This window comes from Aeromonas bivalvium (assembly GCF_000819765.1).
GTDB lineage: Bacteria > Pseudomonadota > Gammaproteobacteria > Enterobacterales > Aeromonadaceae > Aeromonas > Aeromonas bivalvium.
Genome location: NZ_CDBT01000010.1, coordinates 134,888 through 148,313, shown reverse-complemented (window position 1 = coordinate 148,313; position 13,426 = coordinate 134,888). Strand labels below are relative to the sequence as shown.

General features: G+C 63.5%; 11 protein-coding genes. 4 read left to right on the top strand and 7 right to left on the bottom strand.

What is annotated here, in order from left to right; all coding sequences use genetic code 11:
- Positions 1-14: 14 nt before the first annotated feature.
- Positions 15-1,391, bottom strand: a complete 1,377-nt coding sequence (locus BN1119_RS04225) for an amino acid permease (RefSeq protein WP_041994393.1) — start codon at positions 1,389-1,391, stop codon at positions 15-17.
- Between the two features lie 502 nt (positions 1,392-1,893).
- Between BN1119_RS04225 and BN1119_RS04220 the strand changes: the two genes are divergently transcribed.
- Positions 1,894-2,160, top strand: a complete 267-nt coding sequence (locus BN1119_RS04220; protein ID WP_052448020.1) for a hypothetical protein — start codon at positions 1,894-1,896, stop codon at positions 2,158-2,160.
- A 118-nt stretch (positions 2,161-2,278) separates the two neighbouring features.
- On the opposite strand, the gene ppsR is transcribed toward BN1119_RS04220, so the two are convergent.
- Positions 2,279-3,091, bottom strand: coding sequence for a posphoenolpyruvate synthetase regulatory kinase/phosphorylase PpsR (gene ppsR, locus BN1119_RS04215; RefSeq protein ID WP_041994386.1), 813 nt, complete (start codon positions 3,089-3,091; stop codon positions 2,279-2,281).
- 296 nt (positions 3,092-3,387) lie between these two features.
- Here ppsR and ppsA point away from each other — a divergent pair, with 296 nt between their 5' ends.
- Positions 3,388-5,766, top strand: coding sequence for a phosphoenolpyruvate synthase (gene ppsA / locus BN1119_RS04210; RefSeq protein WP_041994383.1), 2,379 nt, complete (start codon positions 3,388-3,390; stop codon positions 5,764-5,766).
- Positions 5,767-6,013: 247 nt separating this feature from the next.
- Here the strand turns inward: ppsA and BN1119_RS04205 are convergent, their stop codons facing one another.
- Positions 6,014-6,475, bottom strand: a complete 462-nt coding sequence (locus tag BN1119_RS04205; protein ID WP_041994379.1) for a serine protease chaperone — start codon at positions 6,473-6,475, stop codon at positions 6,014-6,016.
- 18 nt (positions 6,476-6,493) lie between these two features.
- Complete coding sequence (gene asp / locus BN1119_RS04200; RefSeq protein WP_041994376.1) at positions 6,494-8,371, bottom strand: serine protease Asp; 1,878 nt, start codon at positions 8,369-8,371, stop codon at positions 6,494-6,496.
- Between the two features lie 303 nt (positions 8,372-8,674).
- Here asp and modF point away from each other — a divergent pair, with 303 nt between their 5' ends.
- Complete coding sequence (modF, locus tag BN1119_RS04195; RefSeq protein ID WP_041994373.1) at positions 8,675-10,138, top strand: molybdate ABC transporter ATP-binding protein ModF; 1,464 nt, start codon at positions 8,675-8,677, stop codon at positions 10,136-10,138.
- A gap of 2 nt (positions 10,139-10,140) precedes the next feature.
- Here the strand turns inward: modF and BN1119_RS04190 are convergent, their stop codons facing one another.
- Both BN1119_RS04190 and BN1119_RS04185 read right to left on the bottom strand, forming a co-directional pair.
- Positions 10,141-10,680, bottom strand: a complete 540-nt coding sequence (locus BN1119_RS04190) for an isochorismatase family protein (RefSeq protein WP_041994370.1) — start codon at positions 10,678-10,680, stop codon at positions 10,141-10,143.
- 84 nt (positions 10,681-10,764) lie between these two features.
- Positions 10,765-11,151 carry a VOC family protein gene (locus tag BN1119_RS04185; protein ID WP_041994368.1) on the bottom strand — a complete coding sequence of 129 codons (387 nt, stop codon included), beginning with the start codon at positions 11,149-11,151 and terminating at the stop codon, positions 10,765-10,767.
- A 357-nt stretch (positions 11,152-11,508) separates the two neighbouring features.
- Between BN1119_RS04185 and BN1119_RS04180 the strand changes: the two genes are divergently transcribed.
- Positions 11,509-12,336, top strand: coding sequence for a MetQ/NlpA family ABC transporter substrate-binding protein (locus BN1119_RS04180; RefSeq protein WP_041994364.1), 828 nt, complete (start codon positions 11,509-11,511; stop codon positions 12,334-12,336).
- A 52-nt stretch (positions 12,337-12,388) separates the two neighbouring features.
- Here the strand turns inward: BN1119_RS04180 and BN1119_RS04175 are convergent, their stop codons facing one another.
- Entirely contained in the window at positions 12,389-13,159 is a 771-nt protein-coding gene (locus tag BN1119_RS04175; protein ID WP_041994361.1) for a phosphatase PAP2 family protein, read from the bottom strand.
- Between the last annotated feature and the right edge of the window lie 267 nt (positions 13,160-13,426).

Here is a 13,426-nt window from a genome sequence, read left to right as displayed (position 1 = left end):
CTGGTGCGTATCCGTCAGGCAGTCTGCGTCGCGGCGGCGAGCAGGCGCTTGCGTTTGAACTGGTAGCCGATGGCCAGTACCACTATCCAGACCGGGATGAGCAGCACCGAGATCTGGATGCCCGGGGTCAGGTACATGATCACCAGGATGGCGGCCATGAAGGCGAGGCAGAGGTAGTTGCCCACCGGGTGCCAGAACGCCTTGAACCTGGGGGTCACCCCTTCGGCCTGCTTGGCCTTGCGAAACTTGAGGTGGGCCAGGCTTATCATGGCCCAGTTGATCACCAGGGCCGAGACCACCAGGGCCATCAGCAGCTCGAACGCCTTGCCCGGGATCAGGTAGTTGATCAGCACGCACAGCAGGGTGGCGGCGGCAGAGACGGAGATGGCCGCCACGGGCACGCCGCTCTTGCTGGTCTTGAGCAGGGCCTTGGGACCATTGCCTTGCTTGGCCAGGCCGAACAGCATGCGGCTGTTGCAGTAGACACAGCTGTTGTAGACCGAGAGGGCGGCGGTCAGCACCACCATGTTGAGCACGGTCGCCACCAGGTTGCTGTCCAGGGCGTGGAAGATCATCACGAACGGGCTGCCCCCTTCCACCACCTTGCCCCAGGGATAGAGGGACATCAGCACGGCCAGGGCGCCGATGTAGAAGATCAGGATGCGGTAGATCACCTGGTTGGTGGCCTTGGGGATGCTCTTCTGGGGATCATCCGCTTCCGCCGCCGTGATGCCGACCAGCTCCAGGCCGCCGAAGGAGAACATGATCACCGCCATGGCCATCACCAGACCGCTGATGCCATTGGGGAAGAAGCCTCCCTGATCCCAGAGGTTGCTGATGCTGGCATCCGGGCCGCCGCTGCCGCTTGCCAGAAGGTAGCCGCCAAAACCTATCATGCCGACGATGGCGACCACCTTGATGATGGCGAACCAGAATTCCATCTCGCCAAACGCCTTGACGTTGGTGAGGTTGATGGCGTTGATCAGCACGAAGAAGAAAGCCGCCGACATCCAGGTCGGGATCTCGGGCCACCAGTACTGGACATAGATGCCCACCGCCGTCAGCTCGGCCATGCTCACCAGCACATAGAGCACCCAGTAGTTCCAGCCGGAGGCGAAACCGGCAAAGTCACCCCAGTACTTGTAGGCAAAATGGCTGAACGAACCGGCAACCGGCTCTTCCACCACCATTTCGCCCAGCTGGCGCATGATGAGAAAGGCGATGAAACCGCCGATGGCATAGCCGAGCAGCACCGAGGGGCCGGCCATCTTGATGGTCTGGGCGATGCCGAGAAACAGGCCGGTACCGATGGCACCGCCCAGGGCGATGAGCTGAATATGGCGGTTCTTGAGTCCGCGCTTGAGCTCCTGGCCCTCTTGTTGAAGATCCATGCTTCCTTCCTTACGTCGCTGAGTTCACTCGTCTCTCGCCCCGTTGGCCAGGACACTTCCTGTGCCATGGCTTGGCATGTCGTGCCGAAAACGTGACAAAATCCGTACTTATTTCGTTACATTGTGTCATTTGCTGTTTTTTGTAATGACTACCAACCGCAGCAGAATAGTGATAATCGACCCGAAATGCACCTGTTTTTGCTATCATTCGCTGGCTTTTTCGCCATTTTGCAGCCTTTTCTTGATGTTCTTCTCACTTTAGTCAGTCATTGTTCAATATCTGTTCGCCTGAATCGGGCTGGCTTGACCTTTCATTTCGTTCGTGACCTGATGCTGGCGGGCCTCATAGGAGGCTTAGTTGGCGATTCGTGGCACCAGGGGATGGGCTGTGAGGGAGAGGCCCTGTGCGGCCATGGGGTGTCATGATGTGCGTTGAGAGGAGAGGGGGCTGCCATCCTCCAGGTGCGCCCCTCCCATCATGTTGGACAGAGTGGAGTCAGGAATGATGAAGATAGTGGCCTGGGTCATACAGGCCCTGCTATGGGGGATGCTGTGTCTGGCTCCCCTGCTGTTGCTGCTGGCCCTGGGGGCGGCCCTGTGTCTGGGGCTGCTGGCGCAGGCGTATTGGGGCTGGGTGATGGCGGGGGCGGGCGCCATGGGCCTGCTCCTGGGCGCCTGGCTGGCGGAGCGGGTGCGCCATGGTCATGGCTTGGTCTCCTTCTACGGCAAGCTGATGAGCAACCGCGAGCTTGACGGCCGGGGAGCATAAGGGGCGCCCCTGACGGGCGCCCTCTTGCCATTTTCAGTCCAGGAGCAAGGCGTCCCGCTCTTGGCGACCGGGGCGCCTTGCCGATATCCCAGGCACGGCCGGGGCCAGAAACAGGGGGTCAGTAGAGCTGGCGCCGCATGCCGGTGCCTTCGAGGATCTTGGCGCTGATCTCCTCCACCGAGTGGGCGCTGGTGTCGAGGAAGCGGATCGCCTCCTGGCGATAGAGGCGTTCCACCGCCGCCAGCTCCTGCTGGCACTGCTCCAGGGAGGAGTAGCGGCTGTTGGCGCGGCGCTGGTTGCGGATCTCGTGCAGCCGCTCCGGGGTGATGGTGAGGCCGAACAGCTTGTGGCGATTGGCCTTGAGGGCGCTGGGCAGCGTCAGACCCTGCATGTCCTGCTCGATGAAGGGGTAGTTGGCGGCGCGAATGCCAAATTGCAGCGCCAGATAGAGGCTGGTGGGGGTCTTGCCACAGCGGGAGACCCCGATGAGGATGATGTCCGCCTCGTCATACTCCTTGGTGGTGATGCCGTCATCGTTGGCCAGGGCGAAGTTGACCGCCTCGATGCGATCGTCATAGAGCTTGCGATTCTCCATGCCGTGGGTGCGATGCAGGCGGGGGGTGGCCTTGATCCCCAGCTCCTGCTCCAGGGGGCTGACGAAGGTGTTGAGAAAATCGTGGCTGCTGGCATGGGCCTTGAGCACCTCTTCCCGCACCATGGGGTCGACGATGGTGTGGAACAGGATGGGGCGCACCCCGGTCTGGCGGAACTGTTCGTCGATGCGCTGTCGCACCAGACGCGCCTTCTCCAGGGTCTCCACGAAGGGAATGGTGATCTGCTCGAAGATCATGGGGAACTGGCTGAGCACGGCGTGACCAAATACCTCGGCGGTAATGGCGGTGCCATCTGAAACATAAAAAACCGTGTGCACGTCCTTCTCCCTTTTTGCTTGATGCGAAGAAAGTTTCGCTCGATACCAAACGGCCATTGTCAACCGATCTGCCGTTGCCAAGTTGTGAACCAGGTTGCAAACCTGAATCGTTACCTTTTTGTGTTGGCATTGTAGAATGACTGTGTCATTCGGCCTATCCCCAAATCTTGCGTGGGGATTTTTTTGACCGGGAGAAGAAAACGTTTTCTCGGCGGGCGGCGACGGAACAAACCAACAAAAAGCACACAACAAGGCGCAGAGGGTGCCCCGGCCCCCATGCCCACCAACCTGGAGACATGCAAGTGCAACAATACGTACTCTGGTACGAGCAACTCGGAATGCAAGATGTAGAACGAGTTGGCGGCAAAAACGCATCCCTCGGTGAAATGATCAGCCAGCTCTCGGGAGCGGGCGTATCCGTGCCAGGTGGCTTTGCCACCACGGCGTTTGCTTTTAATGAGTTTCTGGACCGCAGCGGGCTCAACGACAAGATCCATGACTTGCTCGACAGCCTGAATGTGGATGACATCGCGGCCCTCGGCGCCGCCGGCAACCAGATCCGCCAGTGGGTGATCGATGCCCCCTTCCAGCCGGAGCTGGAGCAGGCCATTCGCACCGCCTATGACACCCTGAGCGCGGGCCTCGAGGCGTCGTTTGCGGTGCGCTCTTCCGCCACCGCCGAAGACATGCCGGACGCCTCCTTCGCCGGCCAGCAGGAGACCTTCCTCAACGTGCGCGGCATCGATGCCGTCATGACGGCGGTCAAGCACGTGTTCGCGTCGCTCTTCAACGATCGCGCCATCTCCTATCGGGTGCACCAGGGCTATGACCACAAGGGGGTGGCCCTCTCTGCCGGCATCCAGCGCATGGTGCGCTCCGACCTGGCCGCCTCCGGGGTCATGTTCACCCTGGATACCGAGTCCGGCTTCAACGACGTGGTCTTCATCACCGGCAGCCAGGGGCTGGGGGAGATGGTGGTGCAGGGCGCGGTCAACCCGGACGAGTTCTATGTTCACAAGCCGACCCTGAAAGCGGGGCGTCCCGCCGTGGTGCGCAAGACGCTCGGCTCCAAGCTCATCAAGATGACCTACTCGGATGACGCCGGTCACGGTCGTCAGGTGAAGATAGTCGACACCTCGGATGCCGAGCGCAGCCAGTTCTGCATCAGCAACGACGAGGTGATGGAGCTGGCCAAGCAGGCCCTCATCATAGAGCAGCACTACGGCCGCCCCATGGATATCGAGTGGGCCAAGGACGGTCAGGATGGCAGGCTCTACATAGTCCAGGCTCGCCCGGAAACCGTGCGCAGCCGCCAGGAGGCCAACACCCTCGAGCGTTTTGCCCTCAAGCAATCGGGCAAGGTGCTGATCGAGGGGCGCGCCATCGGCCACAAGATTGGCGCGGGCCCCGCTCGGGTCATCTCTTCCATCAGCCAGATGGACGAAGTGCAGCCCGGCGACGTACTGGTCACCGACATGACGGATCCGGACTGGGAGCCCATCATGAAGCGGGCCTCCGCCATCGTCACCAACCGGGGTGGCCGCACCTGCCACGCCGCCATCATCGCCCGCGAGCTCGGCATCCCGGCCGTGGTGGGCTGTGGCGATGCCACCGATCACATAGCGCCGGGCCAGCTCATCACCGTCTCCTGCGCGGAAGGGGATACCGGCTTCATCTACGACGGCAAGCTCGATTTTGACGTGGCGGTGACCGAGGTGGGCAACATGCCGCGCCTGCCCATCAAGGTGATGATGAACGTGGGCAACCCGGACAGGGCCTTCGACTTCGCCCAGCTGCCCAACTCCGGTGTGGGCCTGGCGCGACTCGAGTTCATCATCAACCGCATGATAGGGGTGCACCCCAAGGCCTTGCTGGAGTTCGACCAGCAGAGCCCGGAGCTCAAGGCCACCATCACCAAGATGATTGCCGGCTACGAGAGCCCGCGGGAATACTATGTGGCCAAGCTGACCGAGGGGATCGCCACCCTGGCCGCCGCCTTCTGGCCGGAGCGGGTCATAGTGCGGATGTCGGACTTCAAGTCCAACGAATACGCCAACCTGGTGGGGGGCCGTGGTTACGAGCCTCACGAGGAGAACCCCATGATCGGTTTCCGTGGCGCGTCGCGCTACATCGCCGACAGCTTCCGTCCCTGCTTTGCCCTAGAATGCGAGGCGATGAAGCGGGTGCGGGATGTGATGGGGCTGACCAACGTCGAGGTGATGATCCCCTTCGTGCGCACGGTCGGTGAGGCGGAGCAGGTGATCGAGATCCTGGCGGAGAACGGCCTGCGCCGTGGCGAGCGGGGGCTGAAAGTCATCATGATGTGCGAGCTGCCCTCCAACGCCCTGCTGGCGGACAAGTTCCTCGAGCACTTCGACGGCTTCTCCATCGGCTCCAACGACATGACCCAGCTGACCCTGGGCCTTGACCGGGATTCGGGCCTCATCGCCCACCTGTTCGACGAGCGTAACGAGGCGGTCAAGGCGCTCTTGGCCATGGCCATCGCCGCCGCCCGCAAGGCGGGCAAGTACGTGGGGATCTGCGGCCAGGGCCCGTCGGATCATCCGGACTTCGCCGCCTGGCTGGTGGAGCAGGGGATCGACTCTGTGTCGCTCAACCCGGATACCGTGGTCGACACCTGGCTCTATCTGGCCGAGCAGCACAAGGCTGGCTGAGCCAGCACAGGCAGCTCCCTACCATAATCCATGGCGGCACCTTCTCGGTGCCGTTTTTTATTACCAATATGGTGCTGTGTTGATGATGCGTTCATGCAAGATGAATTGGACCTAATCTCTCTCGCTCTATATGGGAGTATTATCGCCGGGTGGGCATTGGAGGATGGGGTTGCGGCGGTGTAGTAGCTAAAGACGAGGGGGCCAATGGCCCCCTCGATGACATGACGCCTTCAGTGCGAGGCGTGCTTCACCTGGGCTGCTGCTCGGCGCCGGCCAGTTCGATCTGCACCTTCACGCCTTCCTGCTGGAGCCGGGCGCTGATGGCGTTCAGATCGGTGCCGGGTTTGGCCTCCAGCAGGGCGATGCCGCCACTGCTCTGCTTGAAGCTCAGACCGTGGCGCGTGGCCAGTGCCCTGGCTTGAGGCTCATCGGCTTCGATCAGCAGGGTGCCACTGACGGTGAGCTCGGGGCTGGCGACTCCTTGCAGCAAGACGTCACCGCTGCGCAGGCCAGGTTGTGCCGCCTTGCCATCCAGGCTGCGGGCGACGCGCTTCTTGCTGCCGTTGTCCGGCGTGAGGTAGGTCTGGCCGTTCACCTCTATGGTGCTGTACTGCTTGCCCTCGATAACCACCGACTCTTCGGCCGTGGCCTGAGCGGAAACCGAGGCCAGCAGGCTTGCCAGGGCAAGGCTGAGTAAGCTGTGTTTCATGTTGTGACTCCTGTGCGATTAGAGGGAAGCTGCTTCATGGCCGATCACCCGCAGGGACCAGTTGAGCAGTTGACCCGGCTGGCTGTTGTTGCGCTCGGTCAGGGTTGTGCGGGCGTTGGTGCTGCGATTGAGCAGCGAGACCTGACGAGTGCCGCTGGCGACGTCGGTCACCGCGAGTTGCCACTCGCCCTGGGCCGATTCACCGTAGAACTTGTGGGAGAGCATGCGCATGTCGCGCAGCCCCTTGGTGCGCACATAACCCAGTTGCTGCCGGTCGAGGGATTGACCCACCAGGCTGTTGTTGGGGTTGAGCAGCACGCTGCGGGTGCCGGAGGGCGAGACGAGCTCGATCAGCAGATCGGGCAGCCGCTGGTGATCCAGGCTGACCTGCACCTGCACAGCTTCCACCGTGAGCGCCTGCTCGACCCGGGTGCTGGAGGTGGTCGGGCTGCTGCCCAGATCCGGGATGGCGCCCTGGGCATTGCCCTGCACAGTGACCTTCTGCCACGGCAGCTGTACCAGCGCCGGCAAGGGGTTGTGGGTGGCGGCGCTCGCCAGGGCCTTGTTCACATCGATGAGGCCAAAGCCGTAGGTCGGGTTGAACCAGATCCCGGCGGCGTTGCGCTCCCAGCCTTCCAGCCCTGTCACCCGGCGTTGCTGACCATTGGATGCCGTGTAGCTCAGCGTGACCGCTGCCTGATTGGCATCGATGCGGGTGGCGTTGCGTGCCAGCAGATCCCGCAGATCCCGCACCGACAGGTCCGGATAGGCTGACATCAGCAGCGCCATGGCGCCAGCGGTATTCGGGGTGGCCGAAGAGGTGCCGTTCATGGTGCCGTTGTAGTCACAGCCGGCATCCAGCGCCAGGTTGCCGTGCAGCCGGTTGGCGCTCTGACGATCGGTGCGGTTGTAGCCCAGGTCGCAGCCGGGCAGATCCGTGGTGACCATGGCCGGTGAGGCGGTGCCATACTCGCCGCCCGGGGCCGTCAGGAAGACGTTGCTGCCGACGCTGGAGTAGGAGGAGCGCACGCCGTCTGCGTTGCTGGCACTGACCACCAGGTTCCAGAAGTTGCTGTTGGAAGGATCTATATTGCTGTTTTCAAACGGTAGTCTGAGCTCGCCGCCGGTGCGGTTGAGCACATAGTTGCCGGCGGCAATGCGGCTGAAGCCGTTGCCCGCGGCCTTGATGTAAGCGGCCCCTTGCGTCTTCAGGGTCATCTGCTCGAACAGGCGATCCAGTTGCACCTGGTTGAGCCCGCCGGCCCCCTGGGGGTCGACCAGGCTCATGCCGTAGCTCTGGTTGAAGACGCGGTTGTCGCGGCTGGCCTGGCTGTTGCCGAGGGCATAGAGCCAGTCTTGCTGCAACTGCTGGCTATTGTCGTCGAGCAGGTTGAAGCCTTGCAACTGGGCCCGAGGGGCCACGCCCCGGGTGCCGATGGCGTTGTCGACCGCGGCTATGATGCCGGAGACAGAGGTGCCGTGGGCACTGTCCGGATCGGTCGGCGTCGGATCGTCGCTGCCGGTCACCACGTTACGTGAACCGGGGCGGACGTTGTCGGCGAGATCCGGGTGGGCTATGGCCAGACCGTCGTCCACGACGGCCACATTGATCCCCTGGCCGAGCACCTCTGTGCGGTGGGCCCACCAGAGGTTGAGGTCATTGCCCGCCACGCCGCCACGGGCACTGAAGGCATGCTGGCCACTGTTGAGCAGGTGCCACTGCTGGTCCTGCAAGGGGTTGATGCCGGGCAGGCAGCGCTGTGCGCTGGTGCGGCCGGTATCCATGTCGACTTCTCTGCCGGTGAGGGGGGAACAACCCTCGGCCGCCTGAGCCGAGACGACAGGCAGGGCCGAGAGCAGGGCCGTGATTGCCAATGCTAACGATGTTTTTCTCATTGATAAACTCCATCTTAAGGGCGCACCGTCCGAGGTGCGACGGGCATCTATACATGAGAAAAGACGATTCAAAAGGCTCTCATTTCGGAGTTGAGAGGGGGCTCAAAGAAATCTCATTCGAGCCCATATGGGGGTATCAATGGGGCAGATTACGTGTTTCATTGAGAGTCATTCGCATTCAATGCTAATGATCTTTTTGTCGATAGAAGGGCCTGCTGTCAAGCGCCCCTCACCACCTGCCAAGGCTGCCGCTGGTCGCTATCCCTGTTAAGGTAAGGGCAAAACAGCACTCAGGACGGATCCATGACTCTTTTGCAGTGGCAATCAGCCAGCTTGGCTCTTTACGGCGACCAGACTCTCTTCATCCCCGACCTCACCCTGGCGCCTCAGGCGTGCTGGGCCTTCGTCGGTAGCAACGGCAGTGGCAAGACGGCACTGGCTTCTGCCCTGTGCGGCGAGCTGGCTGTCCGTGCAGGGGGGGTGACTGGCCGGGTGAGGACCGAGCGCCTCTCGTTTGAGTCGCAACAGCGGCTCGGGGAGCTGGACTGGCAGCGGCGCAACACCGACATGCTGGGGGAAGAGGAGGAGGCGGGCTATCGGGTGTCGACCCTGATGCTGGAGGAGGGGGGAGAGGAGGCGCAAGCCCGATCGTTGCTGGCGCGCTTCGGCATCGAGTCTCTGTGGGATCGCCCCTATCGCCATCTCTCGAGCGGGGAGGGGCGCAAGCTGCTGCTGGCCCGCGCCCTGCTGGGACGACCCGAGCTGCTGGTGCTGGACGAGCCCTTCGATGGCCTGGATCAAGGCTCGCGCAGGGATCTGATGTCGCTGTTGGCGCAATTGGTGGCGCAGGGGCAACGTCTGGTGGTGATCGTCAACCGCTTCGACGAGATCCCCCCCTTCGCCAGTCACCTCGGCCTGCTCGGGGAGCGCCGCCTGTTGCTGGCGGGGGAGCGTGACGCCGTGCTCGGCAGCCAGGAGGTGGCCCAGCTGGCACGGGCCGAGGGGCAGAGCCCGCAGCTGCCCCCTCCGCTCCAGGCGCCCACGCCTTTGCCCCCCGGCCCCCGGGTTCAGATGCGCGCCCTGCGCGTCGCCTACGGGGACCAGGTCATCATCGACGGGCTCGACTGGACCATTGCCGAGGGGGAGCACTGGCAACTGGTGGGGCCCAACGGCGCCGGCAAGTCGACCTTGCTCGCCCTCATCACAGGGGATCATCCGCAGGGGTACAGCAATGATCTGCGCCTGTTCGGGGTGCGCCGGGGCAGTGGCGAGAGCATCTGGGAGATCAAGCGCCACATCGGCCTGGTCAGCCCGGCGCTGCACCTGGACTATCGCGTCAGTTGTTCGGTGCAGACGGTGATCCTCTCCGGCTTTTATGACTCCATCGGCCTCTATACCCGCCCGGGGGATCGCCAGCTCGCGCTCGCCAACCAGTGGTTGGCACTGCTGGGGCTAAAGGATCAGGGGGCGCTGCCCTTCCACGCCCTCTCCTTTGGTCAGCAGCGCCTGGTGCTGATTGCCCGAGCCCTGGTCAAGCATCCGCCGCTGCTCATTTTGGATGAGCCCCTGCAGGGGCTGGATCCCTTGAACCGCCACCTGGTGCGGGAGATGGTGGTGCGCCTCATAGGCCAAGGCACCCAGTTGCTGTTCGTCTCCCACCACCCCGAGGATGCGCCCCCCTGCCTCAGCCACCGGCTGAGTTTCGTGCCGGACGGCGCCGGGGGCTATCGCTATCTGCAGGAGAAGCTGGGGAAGGGGTCTGCCTAGGCCTATTTGACGAGTGCCAGTATCTGGCGAAATGCCGGATGGCGGCAATCTCCCATCAGATCAAAGAGGCACATCTCCACCGAGGTGAGGGATGCGCCCCTGGCCGCCAGCTGGCTGATGGCGAGATCCCGGTTGGCTGCGGTGCGGGATGACGTTGCATCCACCACCAAAGAGACCCGGGCGCCGCTGGCCAGCAGCCCCTGCACGCTCTGGTAGACGCAGATATGGGCCTCGATGCCGCATACCAGCCAGTGGCCGACCCCGGTTCCGGCCAGGGCGGTGGCGACCGTCGGCTCCCCCAGGGCGCCGAAGCTGAACTTCGGCAGCACAAGGGCGCCTGCCTGCTGCGGCTGCAACTCGGGCACTGTGGCCCCGAGCTTGTCCGGGTTCTGCTCCAGCCAGACAACCGGCAACCCCAGCGCCTTGGCTCCCTGCACCAGTCGGGCCGTGTTGGCGATGAGCGACTCGCTCCCCTCGACCAGACGGGCCAGCTTGCCCTGGATATCGACGACCAACAGGCCAGTGCTGCGGCGTTCAAGCATGATTTTCTCCTTTGTTTGTGGCGAGTTTCCTGGCCCCGAGGTCAACGACGCCGGGCTTCTGCTGACAAGCTGCACGGCGCCTCTTCACGGGTTCGCCATGCCAGGGGGGTCAAGGTAGGCCAGCACCTCTATGTTGTTGCCGTCCGGATCGCGCAGGAAGGCGGCGTAGTAATTGGGGGCATAGTGGGGGCGCAGTCCCGGCTGCCCGTTGCAGGCAAAACCGGCCCTGACACCAGCCTGATAGAACTCATCCACCTGCGCAGCGCTGCTGGCTGTGAAAGCGAGATGACAGGGGGCACCCTGTTCGCCCCGCTCTATCAGGAAGCCCACCTTGTCGTGACCAACCCGGCCGAAACCTGCGGCGTCTTTGTCTACCCATTTGAGTGCTATCAAGAGGGGGGCCAGCACGGTTTCATAGAAGCGTCGGCAGTCGTCGAAGTGCACCACCTTGATTTCAACATGATCGAACACAACCACTCCTTGTGCTGCCTGGATGAAGGGGAGAGGCAATATGGTCACCTAGGCGCCACCAGCCGGATCCCCGGGGTGATGGGTATCGAATGACCACAATAGGCCAGTTGTGCCTCAAGCGGGGAGGGGGCAAACGCGATAACTGCGTGCGTTGTCAAAGATTTTCAGCTCGAGGCCGGAGGGACTTCACCGCCATCTGGCCAAGCTTGCCCGGTTTTGTTGCTTGGCGAAGTCGAAGGGCTCTGCTATGGTGGTCGCAATTAGCCATTTGGATGGCTAGATGGTCGTGGTGTCACCCTTGATGATGACCCCGCCGACCGCCCACCGTTTTGATGATCATGTTGACAGGGAGTTTCTATGCAGCGTCGTTCCTTCTTCACCCTCTCCGCCCTGGCCCTGCTTGCCGGCAGCCTGCCGTTGTCCGCCTTTGCCCTCGATGAGGCCAAGAAAGAGATCGTCATCGGCACCACGGTCGGGGACTTTGCCGACATGGTGACCGACGCCATCAAGCCCCAGCTCGAAGCCAAGGGCTACCAGGTCAAACTGGTGGAGTTCACCGATTATGTCAGCCCCAACATCGCCCTGGCGGACGGGTCGCTTGACGTGAACTGCTTCCAGCACAAGCCCTATCTGGAGAGCTTCGCCAAGGACAGGGGGCTGTCGCTTGCCCCCATCACCCAAGTACCGACCGGCCCCATGGGGCTCTATGCCGGCAAGCTGGGGGATCTCAAGGCCCTGAAAGAGGGGAGCACGGTCGCCATTCCCAACGACCCGAGCAACCAGGCCCGCGCCCTGCTGATGCTGCAGGACCTGGGCTGGATCACCCTCAAAGAGGGGATCAACCCCCTCAAGGCGAGCGAATTCGATGTGGTGAAGAACCCGCATGACATCAAGCTGGTGCTGCTGGAGGCGGCGCAGCTGCCCCGCTCCCGTGAAGACGTGGACTTCACCGTGATCAACGGCAACTATGCCGCGTCCAGTGGCATCCCCTTCAGCGAGGGGCTCTTCCTCGAGCGCAGCTATGACTTCATCAACTGGGTGGTGGTCAAGAGTGCCGACGCGGACAAGCCCTTTGCCAGGGACGTGGCGGCCGCCTACAACTCCCCCGAGTTCAAGGCCTATGCCGCCAAGCGCTTCGTCGGTTACAAATACCCCGAAGGCTGGCAGGTTCCCGCCAAGGGGTGAGCGCCACGCTGGCGCGGGCAAGATGAGAACGGGCACCCCAGGGTGCCCGTTTCTATTGCGCCGTCTTGGCCACGAGGGGATGACGGCGCAGCCACCAACAGGCGGCCGGCAGGGCGGTGAGGCCGCCGAGCAGGGCGCTGGCCAGCAGGTCCCGGGGCCAGTGCATGCCCAGCAGCAGGCGCGAGAGGGCGACCGCCAGGGCCCAGATCGGCAGCAGCCAGGCCAGGCGCGGCGCCCGCGCCAGCCAGAGGAGGCCGAAGAACTGGGCCAGGCTCATGGCCGCTATGGTGTGCCCCGAGGGGAAGGCGTAGTTGACCTCGTGGCGCCAGTGCCGGGCCAGCCAGTCGGGCAGGGCCAGCCATTGGCTGGCTGCGAAGACCTGTTCGGCGCGCACAGCCTGCTCGGCGCCGTAGAAGTGGCTCATGGCGGGGATCAACCCTTGCTCATTGAGCCAGATGAAGTAGGGCCTTGGCTCCTGGGTCAAGAGCTTGAGGCCGCTCTTTATGGCAAGGTCGGCGCCCAGCACCGCCAGGAGAGCCGCGGCCAGGGTCAGCAGGGCGGCGGGGGAGAGAGCGAGCTTGCGCCAGCTGACGAGCAGCAGTCCCGTCAGGGTCAGCCCCAGGCCCGGCAGATCGACGCTGCGGCTCAGCCAGTAGGGCAGTTGCAGCCAGGGGGCGCTCAGGGTATCGCTCATGAAGAGTGGCGGCAGGGCGCACAGCAGCAGCAGGGGCAGGAAGAGGAGGGCGCCATGGCCGAGCAGGGCACGGCGGCAGAGGCCGGATGAAGGCGGCGCGGCGCGAGGGAAGCGGGGGGCATGGGGCATGGGCGAGGGACCGGCGTGAGGTGGACTGGCCTGCCCGCGTCACGGCGGGCGGCATGGCGGCGAGCCGGCATCTGCGCCCGGGCTGGCCGTGAAGGGAGCATTGTGCCAGCCGGCTCGTCAGGATCAAGGCGCCGGGGGCGTTTGTCATCTCCCGTTACAGTTTTTCAGGCCGCTGGGGCGGGGAACCGTGCAACCAGGGCATCGCCCCTTGCCGTTGCCGAGGCAGTTGCCCGCAGCGGATGGGGTCATCTGCCCCGGGGCGCAGAT

Bases quoted from the DNA above. Each gene is read 5' to 3' on its own strand.
- BN1119_RS04225 (WP_041994393.1), bottom strand. From the start codon at position 1,391: ATGGATCTTCAACAAGAGGGCCAGGAGCTCAAGCGCGGACTCAAGAAC.
- BN1119_RS04220 (WP_052448020.1), top strand. From the start codon at position 1,894: ATGATGAAGATAGTGGCCTGGGTCATACAGGCCCTGCTATGGGGGATG.
- ppsA (WP_041994383.1), top strand. From the start codon at position 3,388: ATGCAAGTGCAACAATACGTACTCTGGTACGAGCAACTCGGAATGCAA.
- BN1119_RS04205 (WP_041994379.1), bottom strand. From the start codon at position 6,475: ATGAAACACAGCTTACTCAGCCTTGCCCTGGCAAGCCTGCTGGCCTCG.
- asp (WP_041994376.1), bottom strand. From the start codon at position 8,371: ATGAGAAAAACATCGTTAGCATTGGCAATCACGGCCCTGCTCTCGGCC.
- modF (WP_041994373.1), top strand. From the start codon at position 8,675: ATGACTCTTTTGCAGTGGCAATCAGCCAGCTTGGCTCTTTACGGCGAC.
- BN1119_RS04190 (WP_041994370.1), bottom strand. From the start codon at position 10,680: ATGCTTGAACGCCGCAGCACTGGCCTGTTGGTCGTCGATATCCAGGGC.
- BN1119_RS04180 (WP_041994364.1), top strand. From the start codon at position 11,509: ATGCAGCGTCGTTCCTTCTTCACCCTCTCCGCCCTGGCCCTGCTTGCC.
- BN1119_RS04175 (WP_041994361.1), bottom strand. From the start codon at position 13,159: ATGCCCCATGCCCCCCGCTTCCCTCGCGCCGCGCCGCCTTCATCCGGC.